The organism is Desulfosoma caldarium (assembly GCF_003751385.1).
Lineage (GTDB): Bacteria > Desulfobacterota > Syntrophobacteria > Syntrophobacterales > DSM-9756 > Desulfosoma > Desulfosoma caldarium.
In genome coordinates, this window is the sequence record NZ_RJVA01000013.1 from 37,779 (window position 1) to 55,438 (window position 17,660).

The window sequence follows — 17,660 nt, forward strand, 5'->3', positions numbered from 1 at the left end:
TCTTGCACGTGGAGTCGATGGCTTTCTTTCGGTCAAAGACCTACGGAAGTCAGGACGGGCTCGCCGTTCACCCTATGCCGTTTCATCCAGTCTCGCGCTTTGGTTTCTCCAAGGGCGAGGCCGATGAGGTCGGTGAAATAAAAAACGGGAAGGGATGAAGCGAGTCCCTGTTGCTGAACAATGCGGGGTTGGTACAGGTCCAGATTGGCATGGCACATTTGGCAGGAGACCACCACGGCGTGCGCGCCCTGATCCAGAGCCCTTTTCAGAAGCTTGCCCACGAGAGCCGACACCAAGTCCGGGCGAGCGACGGCGTGACTGGCACCACAGCAGTCGGTCTTGAAAGGCCAGTCTAGAACTTCCGCACCCACCGCTTCTAAAAGGCGATCCATGGTGGTGGGGTTTTCCCACGCCAAAGCATCGGTGATTTTCGGAGGCCGATTGACCATGCATCCATAGTAGCACACCGCCCGAAGACCGTGTAAAGGCCGAACGAGACGACGTTCAATTTCTCGCACAATGGATGGCTGACTGAAATAGTCCACCAGATCCCAAACACGAACCTGAGGATCCTCGTCAGCCCCCGCTGCCTGGGCTGCCTTTTTCTTCAAGGCTTTTTCTGCGGATTTTAAACGATTGTAGCAAAGGGCGCAGGGCGCTGTCAGGTCCTTGAGCCCCTGCTGGCGGGCGAGATGAAGGTTGCGGGCCGGCAAGGCCACCGACAGGTCATGGTCCAGACTGTGCGCGGCCGTGGCGCCACAGCAGTTCCAATCGTCCAGCTCCACAAGCTCAATGTCCAGCAGCCGACACACCCCTTCAATGGAGGCTGCGTAGTCGCGCGCCGTTCCTTCCAAAGAACATCCGGGATAGTAACCCACCGAAAACATACCCCTTCCTCCCTTGCGCCCCATCATAAAGACGCCGACGTGTCCTTTTTTTCTCGGCATTGTGTTGGCTTGGCAAAGAGGCGCTGTACCTCGGCAAGGTGGCGAACGCCTCGAGGTCTCAAAGGCAGTCGGCCTCGGCTCCACAACGCCACACCAAGGCGAATCTCGTCCCAGAGAGTTCCATCCGCGAGCTTGGCCTTCCAGGCGCCGCTGGAAAGCATGTAGCGCTGCATGAGGCCCGTTTCAAACACACGACCTCGTCGAGCGATATCTTCAAGGAAAGCTTTGTGAAAGGCATAGGTCAGGTTTTGGCGAGGATCCACCAGACCTTTGGCGTGGGCCTGCTGTTTGAGGTAGTCCATCAGGCCCGCGATGTCGATGTCGTTGGGGCATCGCGTTGTGCACGTCTCACAGGACGAACACACCCAGATGGTGGCACTGGAAAGCACCTTGTCTTCCAGGCCCAACAAAAGGTAGCGCACGATCTGGTCTGGGTAATAGTCCATGGCAAAGGTCAAAGGACACCCACTGGTGCACTTGCGGCACTGGTAGCACAACTCCGGCTGTATGCCGCTCAAGGCCAAAATCCGCTTTGTGGCGTCGTAGTTGGGCTCCAGCACGACTTCATCCATCACCTCGTTCATAGCCACCTCCAGGCAAAAAAAGAGAACGAGACCTCCGTCCCGTTCTCCTTAGGTAAAAGGCGTAAGCTTTTCGATGGCGCCTTGGCCCGAGAAGAAACCCTTCCTAAGGCGCAAGAAACTCTGCCACCAGCTGATCCCACTTGAGGTGCGGCACACTGCCATAGATGTCCTCAACCACCTCACCACCGGTTGCCGCCAGAGGAAGCTCGGTGTCCGGAGCCACCAAGGCTTCCAGCCGATGCACTTCAGCGCTGAGCCAGGTTCGCGCGGCCTGGTCGGCGTGGAGTTCCGCCAGATCTTTTTTGAGATGACGGGGCTCGACCACGACGAGCCACCCCTCGCCGTAAGGATCCTCCTTGATGATTTGAGGGTTCTCGACGGCCTTGTGGTTCCATGCCACCACCACACCGTCCACGGGGGCCACGAGCGGGGCGATCTTTTCTTCGCGTCGAAACGACCATGCCGCAGCGCCCCTTTCCAGGTGAACGCCCAACTTGGGTAGCCGAACATGAGTGATGTATCCTAACAAGTGCATGGTGAAATCATCAACTCCAAAACGCACCAATCCGCCATGATCCACTCGAGCCCAAGTGTGCCGAGGATGGTAATAATAGCCGTCGGCCAGCAAAAATCCCGAGATGTTCTGAAGCCTTGGCGTGCCAAGGACCTCGGTCATGGAGCGGTGTTCCAGCTCCTGATCAAATTCGCAGGTGGCGCATGCATAGGCGTTGCCGCAGTAGCGCACAGGCACGCGCCCCGTGATCATGTGCCGGCATTCCTTTTGCGTGTAGGTTTTTTCTTGATACGCGGAGCGCCATGCCTGAAAATGATGGTCACCGGTTTCCAGCCTTTGGGCCATGGCCTTGTCAAAGGCGCACGTGAGGCAATCGTAGGCATTGTCGCACAATTTGAAGTTGATGACACCGGCCTTCATCCACACACAGGGATGGTCTCCCTCGAGACCGAAAACGCGAACCCTGGCCTTTTTGTCGTGAATGGATTGCACCTTCATGATGATAACCTCCTTGTGTGGGTCGTCGGTTACCCCTAAGGGGAGCACAGAGCGTGCCAAACCTGGGGACACCAAAGAAGAACGCTGTGCCCTGAAAAAATGCCGATTCTAGCTCCATCACTTCAACGCACTGGGACCTCTTGGGCCCAAAGGCACGGCGGGTTATGCTGAAAAAAACAACACCCTGTTGTTTTTTTCGACAAAGATCTCCCGCGGCCTGATGGCCGCGATGGCGAAGACGTTTCACGGGCGCCGAGGAGGCACAACAATGACGGTCGATGGCACGGATCGGCCGATGCGCATTGCGGTCATTGGTGGGGGGCGCCGGTGCAAGGCGCTCTTGGAAATGATGGACCAGCGGCGCTTTCCGGGCCTCAGGGCGCAGATCGTTGCCGTGGCCGATCCCAATCAGGACGCCGTGGGGGTGCAGCGGGCCAAGGCCATGGGCATCATGGTCACGACGGACTACAAAGATTTCTACAAGATTCCCGATTTGGATCTGGTCATTCAGCTCACGGGCAAGGAAGAGCTGCTGGAGGATTTTATCAAACACAGCCCGGCCAAGGTGCGCGTGCTGGAGTCGGCCATTTCACGGCTGTTTGGGGACATCATTCGGTTTCAGGAAGAATCCCTTTTGCACGAACGTCAGCTGGAACTGGTGGAAGGGATTGTGGAAAGCATGTTTTCCAGCATTCGAGACCGAGTGGCCATTTTGCAACCGGACCGAAAGATCGTCGATGCCAATCGAGCCTTTCTCGATTGGGCGGGTCTCAGTAAGGAAGAAATTCTCGGCAAGTTTTGCCACCAGATTTCCCATCGATCTTTAGAACCCTGCCCTCATCCCTCTTCCCATTGCCCCTTGGAGGAATGCCTGCAAACGGGGAGCATCGGTCATGCCATTCATGAGCATTACGATCGAAACGATGAGGTGCGCTTCTGTGAGATCACCACCGTGCCGCTCAAAAGTCCGAATGGTTCGATAGAACTCATCTTGGAGGTGCAACGGGACATCACGGACGAACTGGAAAAAAAGCTGGAACAGAAAACGCAGGCCTTCAAGAGGAACCTGGCCCGCCTCATTCATGAAGACAAGATGATCGCCCTTGGAAAACTGGTGGCCAGTGCGGTTCATGAAATCAACAACCCCTTGTCCGGAATCCACGCCCTGGCACGGCTCATGCGGCGTCAATTGGAGGAAGGCTTATTGCCGGCTGATCTAGAACAGTTCAAATACTACCTGCAGCTCATCGACACGGAATCGGCTCGGTGCAGCACCATTGTGTCCAATCTGCTTTCCTTTTCCCGGCAGCACAAACTGGAGCGGCGCCTTTTTGATGTGAACAAGGTGATCCACGACGTGGTGCTGCTGAGCCGTCACCGCATGGAATTGCAGCACGTGTCGCTGGGGCTGGAGTTGGAGCAGGCATTGCCGGAAATCGAAGGGGATGCCGGGCAAATTCAACAGTGTTTCATCAACCTTATTTTCAATGCGCTGGAAGCCATGCCGGAGGGAGGGCGGTTGACGGTGCGCACGGCTCTGGATGCCAAGCGCCGAGAGGTGCGCGTGGAAGTGGAAGATACGGGCGTGGGCATTCCCAACGAGCTCATGTCGCAGATTTTTGAGCCCTTTTTCAGCACCAAGAATCAGGACAAAGGGGTGGGGCTGGGACTCTCTGTGGTGTACGGTATTGTGAAGGAACATCGCGGCAGCATTTACGTAAAGAGTAAAGTGGGAAAGGGCTCGTGTTTCATTATGCGCTTTCCCATTCCATCAAAAACCTCATGTCACGGGCGGGAACCTCAATGACCGGGCGCTTCAAGATCCTCGTGGTTGACGACGAGCTCATCGTGCGAGAATCCTTGGTGGGCTGGCTCAAGAAGGGGGGCTATGAAGTGACGGCTGCCTCAGGAGGCCGCGAAGCCCTCGAAGGACTGGAACGAGTTGGATATGATTTAATTTTTTTGGACATCAAAATGCCGGATATGAACGGCATTGATGTACTTAAGGAGATCAAGCAACGGTATCCCGGCACCATGGTGGTCATGATCACCGCCTACGGCTCTGTGGAAAGCGCCGTGGAAGCCATGAAGTTGGGCGCCAATGATTACCTGATGAAACCCTTTGAGCCGGAGCAACTGAGCCTTTTGGTGGAAAAACTGCTCCAGCACAAGAGACTCATCGACGAAAACATTTTGCTTCGAGAACAGATGGCTACGGCGGTGGTGGAACGGTATCAGGACATGATCGGTGTGTCCTCGGCCATGCAGGCCCTTTTTGAAATGGTGGAAAAAGTGGCCGCCGTGGATTCTCCGGTGCTCATCAAGGGCGAAACGGGTACAGGCAAGGAATTGGTGGCCAAGGCCATTCATGCGCGTAGCCCTCGCCGCTATGGACCCTTCATTGCCATCAACTGCGGCGCCTTTACGGAAAGCCTTTTGGAGAGCGAACTCTTCGGCCATGAAGTGGGTTCTTTTACGGGCGCGGTCAAGGCCAAGAAAGGGCGACTGGAACTGGTGCGCGGCGGCACCCTGTTTCTTGACGAAGTCGGCGAGATTCCCATGAAGATGCAAGTGGATCTGCTGCGCGTTTTGGAAGAACACAGAATGCATCGGGTCGGAGGGACTCGCGACATACCCGTGGATTTTCGCCTTATTTCCGCAACCCATCGAGACTTGGGCAAAGCCATGGAGGAAGGCTACTTTCGGCGGGATTTTTACTTCAGACTCAATGTGGTGGAGCTGGAAGTACCGCCGCTGCGAGCCCGCCGAGAGGATATTCCTCTGTTGGCGGACTTTTTTCTGCGCCGTTTTCGAAGGGAGACCAACAAGCCCGTGGAAGGCTTGGACAAGAAGGCCGTGGAGCTTCTGTGTGCGTACGATTGGCCCGGCAATGTGCGGGAATTGGAAAATGCCGTGGAAAGAGCCGTCGTGCTGGCCCAGGGAAGAATCTTGACCGAGGACGATTTCGCTTTTTTGCGAAAGACCTATGGGGCTGTGGAACCCCAATCCCTGGAAGATATGGAAAAGCTGCACATTCAGCGTATTCTCAACCGATGCCGTGGCAACATCAGCCAGGCGGCACGTATGCTCAAGATCAACCGCACGACCCTTCACAATAAGATTAAAAAGTACGGACTGCAGGGGACCGCGTGAAAGCCGGCGCCGAAGACGTTGAGGGTATAGCCCAAAGACGGCATGGGGCCGCCATCGCCGTGCTCCCCATGGGGGATGTGGGGGAAGCGGCCGTGCGCGTCGTAGCGGCCAATGTGCAGACGGTGCTGGGCTTGCCGACGGATAGATTGCCTCGGATTCCTGTACCTGAGACGTGCTATGTGCCGGAAAGGCGTCAATACGACGCGGCCAGAATTATCGCTTACCTTCAGAGCTGGAGCGCCGGGTTGCCGCACTTGAAAATTCTGGCCCTGCTGGCCTTGGACATGGGTGTTCCCATTTTGCGCTTCGTGTTCGGAGAAGCGCAACTGGGTGGGCGCTGCGCCGTGGTCTCGAGCTTTCGTCTGCGCCGCAACCCAGACGGCACGGATGTGGGACTGGAACATTCCTACGAAAGATTGGCCAAAGTAGCCCTTCACGAAACGGGACACACCTTTTCGCTTTTTCATTGCGACGATCCCCGATGCCTGATGCATTTTGCCCCGAGCGTGCAGCACCTGGACCGGATTCGCCTCTTTTTTTGTTCTCGCTGTGATTTTTTGTGGAAAGAAACTCGCAAATCTCTGGCCTTGGAGCCGGTTTTGGGAAAACGCGGCATGACCCCTCAGGCACCTTGACAACAAAAAGCCCATTAGATATAGGTGTATCTGTGAAAAATATTGCATTACCCACGCCCCACACGCCATGGGCACCTTTGTGACGGCCCAGAGCGTCCGTGGCCGCATCCCACAGTGAGTGATCGATGACCGACTTTGAACCGAAAATTGTGGCTTTTTGCTGCATGTATTGAGCCTACACGGCAGCGGACCTGGCAGGTTCCATGAGGCTCAACTATCCCCCCAACGTGCGCATTGTCAGCGTGCCCTGCACGGGCCGAGTGGACATGATTCACCTGTTGAAAGCCATTGAGACGGGCGCAGACGGGGTCTATGTGGCCGGCTGCATGGAAGGAGAATGCCATTTTCGCAATGGCAACATCAAGGCCAAGCGGCGGGTCATGGCGGTCAAGAGAATTTTGCAGGACGTGGGGTTGGAGCCGGAACGAGTGGAAATGTTCAACGTGTCGGCCTCCGACGGCCCTCGATTTGCGGCCATCGCGCGGGAGATGACGGAGCGGATTCGAGCCCTGGGTCCCAGCCCTTTGCGGGGATCCGAGGAATGTGTTGCGTGGATGGAGGCCGGTTGATCGGCTGACGTTTTGGGAAGGCTGTAAGCCAACGCGCATTGGGGGTGCGGACGTATTCGGCCCGCATCACGGGTGACAGACCAGTCCGCGGGTGTGCGGCATCCGAGGACGCGCCAAGGGAGGGAAGGATTTATGGTTGTTGCCGAAAGAAAACCCATCGAGGAAATCCTTGCGATGGTGGCCGACTTTAAGAAGGTGTTGCTGGTCGGCTGCAAGGGGTGCGTGACGGTCTGTTGTGCCGGAGGCACCAAGGAAGTGGGCATCTTGGGTTCCGCGCTCCGTATCGCCAGGAAAAAGCAGGGCAACCCGTTGGAGGTCGTGGAGCATACGCTGGAACGCCAGTGCGATCCCGAGTATGTGGATCAATTGGCCCCCATGCTCAATGACAATAGCTTTGATGCGGTTTTGTCCATGGCCTGCAGTGTTGGGCCCCAGTTCATCGCCAAGAAGTACACCATTCCCGTGTACCCTATGCTGAACACCACCTTCATCGGCGGCGCCTTGGAACACGGCGTGTGGGCCGAATTCTGCCAATCCTGCGGCAATTGTCTCATTCACCATTTCGGTGGTTTGTGCCCCATCGCGCGCTGTTCCAAGAGCCTCATGAACGGGCCATGTGGGGGATCCGCCAACAAGAAGTGTGAAGTAAGCCCGGAAATCGACTGCATTTGGCATTTAATCTATGACCGCATGGTAGAGCTGGGGCAATTGGAAAAGCTGCGCCCGGTGTTTCCCATCAAGGATTGGTCCACGAGCCGCGATGGTGGTCCTCGAAAGATCGTCAGGGAGGATTTGAAGCTATGAAAGCCGGAAGCAACCTGGAGAAGGTGTTTACGCAAGGGCATTTCGCAGTCACTGGTGAATTGGGTCCTCCTCGCGGCGCATCCGTGGAAGTCATCGAAAAGAAAGCCGGATATCTGCGCGGTGTGGTGGATTCCATCAACGTGACGGACAACCAAACCTCGGTGGTGCGCATGTCCAGTGTGGCTGTGTGCAAGCTGCTGGTGGACATGGGCCTGGAGCCTAACCTTCAGATGGTGTGTCGGGATCGCAACCGCATTGCCATGCAAAGCGATCTTCTCGGCGCATATGCTCTGGGCATTCGCAATGTCTTATGCCTTTCCGGAGACCACAACCGCTTTGGGGATCATCCCCAGTCCAAGAACGTCTATGACGTGGATTCCATGCAGCTCATCGGCATCGTGAAAAAGCTTCGCGACGAAGGCAAAATGCTCAGCGGCCAGGAACTGGAAGGGGTGCCCAAGTTTTTCATCGGAGCGGCCGCCAATCCCTTTGGGGATCCCTTTGAATTTCGCGTCACTCGGCTGGCCAAGAAAATCGATGCCGGCGCGGACTTCATTCAGACCCAGTGCATTTACAACATGGAAAAATTTCGAAAATACATGCACATCGCTCACGAAGAGGGGCTGACCGAAAAATGCTATATCATGGCGGGCATCACGCCCCTGAAGTCGGTGGGCATGGCGAGATATATGGCCAAATTCGTCCCGGGTCTGGACGTGCCGGACTACTACATCGATCGGCTCAAAGGCGTGGAAAAAAAGAAACAAGCCGATGAGGGGATCAAGATCGCCGTGGAGCAAATTCAAGAAGTGCGAGAAATTCCAGGGGTCAGGGGCATTCATTTGATGGCTATCGAATGGGAACACAAGGTGCCGGAGATTTTGGAAGCGGCCGGGTTACTGCCGAGACCGTCCGTCAACTGATCGACCCCAGGTGGCCCACGCATCAAGAGGTGGAACGAAAGTTCCGCCTCTTTTTTTTGCTGCGGTGCCCGAAAAGTATGCAAAAGCACGGGCCTTTAAGCATGCGTCGGGAGGTGTGGTTGACAGGAAGGTGTCGTGACGAATAGGATAACGCGCCTTTGGCAATGAAGGCGTGGCGGGCGCGCACAAGGAGGGTTTTTCCATGAGTTTGACGGTGGCTTTTGGAGGCAAGGGCGGCACGGGCAAGACGACCCTTGCTGGCCTATTGATTCGCTACATGATTGAAAAGGGCATGAAGCCGGTCTTGGCGGTGGATGCTGATTCCAACGCGAACCTCAACGAGGTTCTGGGTGTCTCTTTGAATGAAACCCTTTCCCAAGCTCGAGAGATGATGAAAAAGGATGTCCCCACGGGCATGACCAAAGACATCTTCATGGAAATGAAAATGGAGCAGGCTCTGGTGGAAGGGGACGGTTTCGATCTGATCGCCATGGGCCAGCCCGAAGGGCCGGGGTGTTATTGTGCGGCCAACAATTTGTTGGCCGGTCTTCTTGATCGATTAATGAAAAATTACCAATACCTGGTCATTGACAACGAAGCCGGCATGGAACACTTCAGCCGCCTCACGCAAAAGGACGTGGACGTGCTCGTGCTGGTTTCCGATCCCAGCCGTCGAGGCTTGACGGCGGCCTGCCGCATTTCGGAACTGGTGAGTTCCTTGCCCATGAGGGTAGGCAAGAAGGTTCTGGTGGTCAACCAGGTCCAGGAGCCGCTTTCCTGGCCCGAAGAGGTGGTGAAGGTGTTTTCCAACGGGAATATTTACACCGTGCCCGCGGATCCCCTTTTGGCGCAGTTCGACATGCAGGGCAAACCCACAAGTCAATTGCCCAGCGATTCCCAAGTGGTGCATGCGGCCTGGGCCCTTTTTGACAAGATTTTGCAAGAAATCAAGGCGGGGTAAGGTCGACAGACAGGGACGGCCTGCTAGCCGTTTCCAAACATGTTCTGATCGCGGTTCCATGAAGGCGTTCACGGGGAGGGAAAGCCATGGAGGCCGTTAGACAGGCATTGCTCAGTGTCACGGACAAGACGGGCCTGGTGCCCTTCGCCCAAGGTTTGGTGAGGCATGGGGTGCGGCTGTTGTCCACGGGCGGTACGGCCAGGGTACTCAAAGAAGCCGGAATTCCTCTTCGGGAGGTTTCGGATTACACGGGGTTTCCCGAGATGCTGGACGGTCGCGTGAAGACGCTGCAACCCAAGATTCACGGGGGCATTTTGGCCATGAGGGATCGGCCCGAGCACATGGAGACTTTGGCAGCGCACGGCATTGAACCCATCGACATGGTGGTGGTGAATCTCTACGCCTTTGAAGAGACCGTTTCGGACCCCAAGTGCCGCTTTGAAGATGCCATTGAAAACATCGACATCGGGGGTCCGGCGCTCATTCGCGCCGCCGCAAAGAACCATGCCCATGTGGTGGTGGTCACGGACCCTGAGGACTACGCGGCGGTGCTTCAGGAGATGGATGCCCATGGTGGAAAGGTTTCAGCGGCGACGCGCTTGCGCTTGGCCGCCAAGGCTTTTTGCCTCACCCATCGATACGACGGGGCCATCTGCCGTTATCTTGAAGGCCGGTAGGGGATCGCAGCAGCACAATCATGGAGTGACAAGCGGGGATTTCCCCGCTTTCGTGTTCTTGGTGTCTTGGCGTATGGGGAAGAATTCATGAAGATACTTGTTGTGGGCAGCGGCGGCAGGGATCATGCCATTGCATGGAAATTCGCACAAAGTGATCGGGTGAAAAAGGTTTATGTGGCCCATGGCAACGCCGGCATCTCGCAAACAGCCCAGTGCGTGGATGCAAAAACCCCGGAAGAAATTGTGGCCTTTGCCCAAAGGGAAAGCATCGATTTGACCTTCGTGGGACCGGAAAAACCTCTTTCGGCGGGCATTGTGGATCTGTTTGAGCGCCACGGCTTGCCGATTATCGGGCCCAATCGTCAAGCCAGCCGGCTGGAATCGAGCAAATGTGACACCAAGCTGATGCTAAAGGCTTTGGGGATTCCGGTGCCGGAATTTGCCGTGTTTTCAGACCCCGACGCCGCCCGAGCCTATGTGCGTTCCGTGGGTTATCCCGTGGTGGTCAAGGCCGACGGATTGGCGGCGGGTAAGGGTTCTTTGGTGTGCGATGATGTGGCCGCAGCGGAAGCGGCCATTCACGACATCATGGAGGCGCGAATTTTCGGTGACGCCGGATCGCGCGTGGACATCGAAAAGCGCCTCTACGGCCGTGAACTGTCCTTTTTCTGCTTTTCTGACGGCTATACTCTGGTGCCCATGGTGGCCGCCCAGGACTACAAGCGCGCCCGCGACAACGACGAGGGAAAAAACACCGGTGGTATGGGATCCTATTCCCCTCACCCCTGGTTGGATGACGCCCTGGTGGAAACCATCATGAGCCGGGTTGCCAGGCCCTTAATTGACGGCATTCGAGAGAAGCACGGCCTGCTCTACCGCGGCGTCCTCTACCTCGGCCTCATGCTCGTGCAGGAACCCGCTGGCATCACGCCCTACGTGCTGGAGATCAACATTCGCTTGGGGGACCCGGAGGCTCAGGTCATTCTGCCTCGACTGAAAACCGACCTCGTGGACATCTGCGAAGCCATCCTGGCCGGTCGCCTTCAGGATGTGCCCTTGTCCTGGGATTCACGGTACCGCTTGTGCTTGATTGCTGTCAGTGGTCGAACCAAGGGCAAAAAAGGCTGGTATAAAGGCTATCCGGATCGTTACAAAATCGGTGTGCCCATTCACGGTTTAGATGCCGTAGATCCCCAATGTTTGGTGTTCCATTCGGGCACGGGCTGGGGTAACAACGGAACGTTGGTGACCACGGGAGGCCGAGTCTTTGGGATTGTGAGTTCAGGTGAGACCTTGGCCGAAGCGCGAGCCGTGGCCTATCGAGAGATGGAAAAAGTCTCTTTTGAAGGCATGTATTACCGAAAAGACATTGGCAAGGATTGAAAAAATCATGCCTTCGTGGGGCAAAGGCCGCCAAGCGCCATGAGCCGTTGCAGCTTGCAGCGCCCCCACGACCTATTTCGTGGGCTAGAACAAAAAAGAAGGCGACTCCCTCAAAGGCTTTGCAAAATGCGATAAAAGAGCCTTTCAGAGAGATGGTGACCATGACGACGGCAAAGAAACCTTTGGTCGGCGTTTTGATGGGAAGCGACTCGGATCTTCCTGTGATGGAAGGAGCTTTTGAGGTACTTCGAAAGTTTGGGGTTCCCTTTGAAGCGGCCATTCTTTCAGCGCATCGAACTCCAGAACAGGCGGCGCAGTATGCAGCCACGGCGGCGGAAAGGGGCCTCCAAGTGATCATCGCCGCCGCGGGCTGGGCGGCTCATCTGGCAGGCGTGCTGGCCTCTAAGACCATCCTCCCTGTGATCGGCGTTCCTGTAGATTCCTCACCCCTTCACGGTATGGACGCCTTGTTGTCCACCGTGCAGATGCCGCCGGGCATTCCCGTGGCCACCATGGCCATCGGGCAAGGGGGGGCGCGCAATGCTGCTTTGTTTGCCGTGCAAATTCTGGCCCTTTGCCATGACGACCTGACGAAAGCCTTGAAGCGTTACAGGGCGGACATGGCCGCGGAGGTTTTGGCCAAGAACGCCAAGGTGGACGCGTCGGTGAGGGTTGAGGGGCTATGATGGCGTCCCCTCGGCGATGGATATCCCCCTTTGCCCGGATACCGAAGGAACTGGAGGAGGTGCTGCGCCGTGGTGGGGTGGTGATCTATCCCACAGAAACGGTCTACGGCCTGGGCGGGGACCCTCAACATGCCGCCGTCATTGAAAGAATCCAAAACCTCAAGGGCCGGCCTGTGCACAAACCCTTTCCCCTCATCGTGGCGGATCGGGAGGCGGTGCGGCACTGGGTGCAGTGGCACCGCGATCCTCTGGATCGCATTGCGGAACGCTTTTGGCCCGGTCCTTTGACCTTGGTGTTGCAAGCTGCTTCCAATGTCCCGCAAGGCTTGCAGTCGGCGGAAGGCACCGTGGCCGTTCGCGTGAGTGCGCATCCTGTGGCGACCCTGATGGCCAAAGCTTGTGGCGGTGCTCTGGTGGCAACCAGCGCCAATCTTTCCGGAGAACCCCCGGTTTCAAGCCCCGCCGAACTCTCCCGTGCCCTGTTGGATGCGGTGGACGGGCTGGTGGATGGCGGGACCTTGCCCCCTTCCCCTCCGTCCACATTGGTGGCCGTGACCTTTCACGAAGAAGGATTTTCCTGGAAAGTTCTGCGTCAAGGCGCGGTGTCCGCGGAAACGCTCGCCCTGTTTTTTCAGGGCGAAAACGTCGCCGCGACAATGGAGGACCTTTGATTTATTGGCTGATTCCAGTTCTGGGGCTCATGACGGGGCTTTGCGCCTCGGGGTGGTGGTGTGCTCGACGGTGGCGAAAAGAATGGTCAGGGCCCAGGCGGGTTGTGCTCACGGGTGGAGGCACGGGAGGGCACGTGAACCCGGCTTTGGCCATCGCGGAAGCCATCAAGAAGCGAGAACCGGAAACGCGATTTCTCTACGTGGGTGTGGCCGGCAAGGCCGAAGCCGTCATCGTGAAAAGGGCGGGTTTGCCCTTGCGGTTTGTGTCCTCTCGAGGATTTCCGGGATTTCGACCGTCCCTGGCTTTGGTGCACTTTGGGGTCGCCATCACGTGGGGGACTCTGCAGTCCTTAGGAATACTGATGCGGTTTCGGCCCCATTGGATTATTGCCACGGGAGGCTACGTGAGCGCTCCCATGGTCATGGCCGGTTTTGTGCTCAAAGCCCTCGGCATTGGCCCGGTGAAAATCTTTCTTCACGAACAAAACAGTGTACCTGGTCAAATGAATCTCCTTTTGGGGCGCTACGCGGACCGTGTGCTGCTTACCTTTCCTCAAACCCTCGCCGACTTTCCCAAGAACGGTTCCGTCGTAGGATACCCCGTTCGCCACTCCATTCTGGAGATTCCCAGGGAGGAAGCTCGCCAAAAGTTGTCTTTTTCCCTTCCCGAAAGACGCCGCGTGGTCTTTGTTTTTGGCGGCTCTCAAGGGGCTCGAACCATCAACCGGGCTGTGGTGGAGGCCCTGTCCGCGCTGGCGCCGCATCGCGACCGGATTTTTGTCATTCACAGCATGGGCCTGGCCGCCTCGGAAGACTACCATGCCGTGAAGGATACGGAAGCCTTGCTCAAGGCCCGCTACGGCGAGGACACCGTGGCGTCTTTCAGCGATTTTTATTACCGTCAAGACTACTTTCATCGCATCGCCGAAATCTATGCGGTCAGCGACCTGGTCGTGTGCCGCAGCGGGGCCGGAAGCCTGAACGAACTGGCCCGGCTGGGTAAGCCGTCCTTGCTCATTCCCAAAGCCAACCTACCCGGCGACCACCAGGTCATGAATGCGAGGGCCATGAAAAGGGCTGGAGCGGCCGAGGTGCTGTTTGAAGATACGGTATTTGAAAAGGGAGAACTTCGCGATCGTCTCGACGGGGAAGTTCTCGCGGCGAAAATTTTGGAGCTCCTGGCCGACGAGGCCAAACTCAAGGAAATGTCCGAACGATGCCGCCGGTTTTTCAGAAAACAAGCGGCGGCCCGAATCGTGAGCGAATTGTACGGCGATCGGTCTTTTGACAACGGCTGGAATTGTCAAGCCCTGGAATCCTTTTCTCCTCTTCTCAGTCATCAGCAGCTTTTACGCCGCTTGCAAGAGGCCTACAATGCGGACCCCTTGGGGTACGATCCCGAACAGATTCAGGGGATTTCAGAAGACTTGGCCTATTATCGGTATAGGGCTGCGGCGCTTCTGGTGAATCCCTCGTGGGCTTTGCGAAACCTTGGCGTCAAGCTCATCGGCCTGACGCGATACCAGGAAAAGACGGCCACCCTAGTGCACATGCTCTTGGATCGGACGCCGGCTTCGCGCCTGGAGCGTTGGTTTGGCGGAGACTTTCGGCAGGTGGGCTTTATTCGTCGCAATGCCGTTCATGCCTTGATGGTCATGAATCGTATGGATCCTTTGGTGGAGGAGGCGATCATGGCCGCCATGGAAGACCCTTATTACGAGGTGAGGGCTCAGGCATGCCGCGCTGTGTCTCACTTCGGCAAATATTTGGCGGGCAAGGAATCGTGGCTCAAAGCTGTTTTGGAAAAACTTGAGGATCGATGTTTCGAGGTCAAGGTGGAGGCGGCACGGGCCCTTGGCGAAGTGGGGACCGACGGCCGAGCCATGGAAGCGCTCTTGAATCTCGGCGAAGCCTTTCACTGGCAGGTGCGCAATGCGGCTCTCATGGGAGTGCGCCGCCTTCTGGAAAGGCAGGTGATTTGGCCATGCGAAGAACTATCTGAAAAGCTCGGTCGATTTATTTTGACCGCCCCTGACTTTCGTCCCCACTTTGTCATTCGTGAAAACTACAATGCGGTCATGCGCCTGTGCCACCGTTTCGGCTCGGCGCGTTCTGCTACCGCACAGGCCAAACCCGACGTCGCTGTGGGAAAAAAGACATGATTTACGAGCTGGCGAACCTTATCCTGGACTCATGGCCCGCCTTTTCGTTTTTGAGGCTGATCAATTACCTCACCTTTCGGGCCATTATGGCGGCCCTGACCGCTGCGGCTTTTATGTTCATTTTCAGCCGACCCTTTATTCTCTACATGCACCGAAGGGGGTTTCAGGATCAGAGTCGAGAGACGGGCCTTTCCACCCATGACAAGAGCGGCACGCCCACCATGGGCGGGGTTTTGATTGTCAGTGCCGTGGTGTTTTCCATGGGCCTATGGGGAAATTGGCGCAATCCCTTTTTGCAATGGCCCATGATAGCCATGCTTTGGCATGCCCTCATGGGTTTTGCGGACGATTATTTCAAGATCGTTCGAAAGAGCGGCAACAAGGGGCTGTCGGAACCGACCAAATTGGCCCTGCAAAGCCTTTTCAGTGCAGGTTTTGCCTGGATCATGGTGGGACCCCTTTCTCCGGTGGGTCCCGATATGGCCGTGCGCGTCTATGTCCCCTTTGTCAAGGTTCCCCTCTTTACCCTGCACCCCTTCATTTATGCCCTTTTCATTTTTCTTTTCGTCATCTTTGTTTCCAATGCCGTCAACATCACCGATGGACTGGACGGATTGGCCATCACACCGTCTTTGTTCGTCATGGGGGTGCTTGGAGTGTTTGCCTATGTGCAGGGCAACACCATTTATTCGGCCTACCTTTTCTACCCCTACCTCAAAGGGGCGGGGGAACTGACGGTTTTTGGGGCGGCTTTTGTGGGGGCCGGATTGGGGTTTCTATGGTACAATGCCTACCCAGCACAGATTTTCATGGGCGATACGGGCTCTTTGGCCATCGGCGGTACCATCGCGGTCGTTTCTGTTCTCTTGAAACAGGAATTTCTCTTTCCCATCCTGGGAGGGCTTTTCGTAGTCGAAGCCTTGACCAGCCAGATTCAGGATAAGATCGGGGTTCGATGGTTGGGACGCCGCCTTTTTTACCGAGCGCCCCTGCACCACGATTTACAACATCGCGGTATCGCGGAAACCAAGGTGGTCATTCGCCTCTGGATCATCTCCGGCCTGTTGGCGTTCGTGGCCCTTTCGACGCTCAAGATTCGATAAAGGCCCCTCATAGCCGTTCTTAGAAAATCAGCCGGGAACGTTCTTGATCGGTCCCTTTCGGCCCACACACTCGTAGCGAAAACCCAAGGCCTTCATCTGGTGGGGTTCGTACACATTGCGCAAGTCCACGAAAACGGGTTCGGCCAAAAGGCTCTTGATGCGCGGAAGATCCAAGGCTCGGTATTCGTTCCATTCGGTGACGAGCACAACACAGTGCGCGCCCTCGCAGGCTTCGTAGGGCGACGAGCAGTACTGCACTTCCGGAAGCAGTTTAGCGGCTTCTTTCATGGCCTGAGGATCGTGGGCCCGCACGATGGCTCCGTGTTCCGTAAGTGCCGGAATGATGGTCAAGGCGGGGGCTTCCCGCATGTCATCGGTTTCGGGTTTAAAGGCCAACCCAAGGACCGCGATGATCTTTCCCGCTTCCGTACCGCCGAGGGCGGCGCGAATCTTTCGAACCATGCGAGCCTTTTGGGCGGCGTTGACTTCCACGACCGCTTCCACAATTCGACAGGCGACCCCGTGTTCCTGAGCGATTCTCAGCAGGGCCAAGGTGTCTTTGGGAAAGCAGGATCCCCCGTAGCCTGGACCCGGATGCAGAAACTTTCGCCCGATGCGCCCGTCCAAGCCCATGCCCTTGGCGACCGCATGCACGTCGGCTCCCACTTCTTCGCAAAGGTTCGCCATTTCGTTGATGAAACTGATCTTGGTGGCCAAAAAGGCATTGGAGGCATATTTGATCAGTTCCGCCGTTTCGATGGTGGTGACCACAAAAGGGGTTTCGATCAGATAAAGAGGCCTGTAAATGGCTCGAAGGCGCTCTTCTGCTTGAGGGCTTTCCACCCCGAGAACGACCCGGTCGGGGCGCATGAAATCGGCAATGGCCGCACCTTCCCGCAAGAACTCGGGGTTACTGGCCACATCGAAATGGGCGTGAGGGTTTTCCTGGGCAATGATGCGGGCCACTTGTCTGGCTGTGCCCACCGGCACGGTGCTCTTGTTGACCACCACAGTGTAGTCCCTCAGCCGCGGCGCAATGGCTCGAGCCGCGTCAAACACGTAGGAGAGATCCGCATAGCCGTCTCCGCGGCGAGACGCCGGTGTGCCCACGGCGATGAAAATCACGTCAGCTTCCCCGACAAAAGGGTCGAAATCCGAAGAAAACGACAACCTGCCGGCGGCGCAGTTCTTTTCCACCATGGGTTGAAGCCCAGGTTCGTAAATGGGAACGAGGCCTTCGCGCAGTCGCTGAATCTTTTGCGTGTCGATATCGATACACGCAACCTGGTGACCGAATTCCGCAAAACAGGTCCCGCTGACCAACCCCACGTAGCCGGTGCCGATCACCGCTATTTTCATTGTCTCCTCGTCTGTGAATGCTGTAGGCTAT

17 protein-coding genes are annotated in these 17,660 nt (G+C 56.6%); 13 read left to right on the forward strand and 4 right to left on the reverse strand.

The features are described from left to right. Positions 1–32: 32 nt before the first annotated feature. The 3 genes from EDC27_RS10440 to EDC27_RS10450 form a co-directional block, all read right to left on the reverse strand. Positions 33–887: a CoB--CoM heterodisulfide reductase iron-sulfur subunit B family protein gene (locus EDC27_RS10440; RefSeq protein ID WP_123290585.1), complete on the reverse strand. Its 855-nt coding sequence runs from the start codon at positions 885–887 to the stop codon at positions 33–35. Positions 888–910: 23 nt separating this feature from the next. Next, complete coding sequence (locus tag EDC27_RS10445) at positions 911–1,531, reverse strand: 4Fe-4S dicluster domain-containing protein (RefSeq protein WP_123290586.1); 621 nt, start codon at positions 1,529–1,531, stop codon at positions 911–913. A gap of 103 nt (positions 1,532–1,634) precedes the next feature. Next, positions 1,635–2,543, reverse strand: coding sequence for a glycine cleavage system protein H (locus tag EDC27_RS10450; protein ID WP_123290587.1), 909 nt, complete (start codon positions 2,541–2,543; stop codon positions 1,635–1,637). Positions 2,544–2,811: 268 nt separating this feature from the next. Here EDC27_RS10450 and EDC27_RS10455 point away from each other — a divergent pair, with 268 nt between their 5' ends. The 13 genes from EDC27_RS10455 (at position 2,812) to mraY (ending at position 16,270) form a co-directional block, all read left to right on the forward strand. Beyond that, positions 2,812–4,350: an ATP-binding protein gene (locus tag EDC27_RS10455; protein WP_170161760.1), complete on the forward strand. Its 1,539-nt coding sequence runs from the start codon at positions 2,812–2,814 to the stop codon at positions 4,348–4,350. Continuing rightward, on the forward strand, positions 4,347–5,696 hold the full coding sequence (locus EDC27_RS10460; RefSeq protein ID WP_123290589.1) for a sigma-54-dependent transcriptional regulator: 1,350 nt from the start codon (positions 4,347–4,349) through the stop codon (positions 5,694–5,696). Before EDC27_RS10455 ends, EDC27_RS10460 begins: the two co-directional genes overlap by 4 nt. After that, the gene (locus tag EDC27_RS10465; protein ID WP_123290590.1) at positions 5,693–6,331 is read left to right on the forward strand and encodes a zinc metallopeptidase; all 639 of its coding nucleotides are present in this window, start codon (positions 5,693–5,695) and stop codon (positions 6,329–6,331) included. The genes EDC27_RS10460 and EDC27_RS10465 overlap by 4 nt, the downstream gene beginning before the upstream one ends. A 125-nt stretch (positions 6,332–6,456) precedes the next feature. Continuing rightward, on the forward strand, positions 6,457–6,900 hold the full coding sequence (locus EDC27_RS10470; protein WP_123290591.1) for a hydrogenase iron-sulfur subunit: 444 nt from the start codon (positions 6,457–6,459) through the stop codon (positions 6,898–6,900). Between the two features lie 132 nt (positions 6,901–7,032). Continuing rightward, the gene (locus EDC27_RS10475) at positions 7,033–7,704 is read left to right on the forward strand and encodes a methylenetetrahydrofolate reductase C-terminal domain-containing protein (protein ID WP_123290592.1); all 672 of its coding nucleotides are present in this window, start codon (positions 7,033–7,035) and stop codon (positions 7,702–7,704) included. Continuing rightward, the gene (locus tag EDC27_RS10480; protein WP_123290593.1) at positions 7,701–8,627 is read left to right on the forward strand and encodes a methylenetetrahydrofolate reductase; all 927 of its coding nucleotides are present in this window, start codon (positions 7,701–7,703) and stop codon (positions 8,625–8,627) included. Before EDC27_RS10475 ends, EDC27_RS10480 begins: the two co-directional genes overlap by 4 nt. 202 nt (positions 8,628–8,829) lie before the next feature. Next, positions 8,830–9,588: an ATP-binding protein gene (locus EDC27_RS10485; protein ID WP_123290594.1), complete on the forward strand. Its 759-nt coding sequence runs from the start codon at positions 8,830–8,832 to the stop codon at positions 9,586–9,588. 86 nt (positions 9,589–9,674) lie between these two features. Further along, a complete protein-coding gene (locus EDC27_RS10490; RefSeq protein ID WP_123290595.1) occupies positions 9,675–10,265 on the forward strand; it encodes an IMP cyclohydrolase in 591 nt (196 codons plus the stop codon). An 87-nt stretch (positions 10,266–10,352) separates the two neighbouring features. Continuing rightward, positions 10,353–11,648, forward strand: a complete 1,296-nt coding sequence (gene purD / locus EDC27_RS10495) for a phosphoribosylamine--glycine ligase (protein ID WP_123290596.1) — start codon at positions 10,353–10,355, stop codon at positions 11,646–11,648. 152 nt (positions 11,649–11,800) lie between these two features. Next, positions 11,801–12,334: a 5-(carboxyamino)imidazole ribonucleotide mutase gene (gene purE / locus EDC27_RS10500; RefSeq protein ID WP_245994457.1), complete on the forward strand. Its 534-nt coding sequence runs from the start codon at positions 11,801–11,803 to the stop codon at positions 12,332–12,334. Beyond that, a complete protein-coding gene (locus EDC27_RS10505) occupies positions 12,331–13,005 on the forward strand; it encodes an L-threonylcarbamoyladenylate synthase (RefSeq protein ID WP_211334865.1) in 675 nt (224 codons plus the stop codon). Before purE ends, EDC27_RS10505 begins: the two co-directional genes overlap by 4 nt. Further along, positions 13,002–15,167, forward strand: a complete 2,166-nt coding sequence (locus EDC27_RS10510; protein WP_123290598.1) for a glycosyltransferase — start codon at positions 13,002–13,004, stop codon at positions 15,165–15,167. The genes EDC27_RS10505 and EDC27_RS10510 overlap by 4 nt, the downstream gene beginning before the upstream one ends. Next, positions 15,164–16,270: a phospho-N-acetylmuramoyl-pentapeptide-transferase gene (gene mraY / locus EDC27_RS10515; RefSeq protein ID WP_123290599.1), complete on the forward strand. Its 1,107-nt coding sequence runs from the start codon at positions 15,164–15,166 to the stop codon at positions 16,268–16,270. Before EDC27_RS10510 ends, mraY begins: the two co-directional genes overlap by 4 nt. A 27-nt stretch (positions 16,271–16,297) precedes the next feature. On the opposite strand, the gene EDC27_RS10520 is transcribed toward mraY, so the two are convergent. Further along, entirely contained in the window at positions 16,298–17,629 is a 1,332-nt protein-coding gene (locus EDC27_RS10520) for a UDP-glucose dehydrogenase family protein (protein ID WP_123290600.1), read from the reverse strand. Positions 17,630–17,660: the final 31 nt, after the last annotated feature.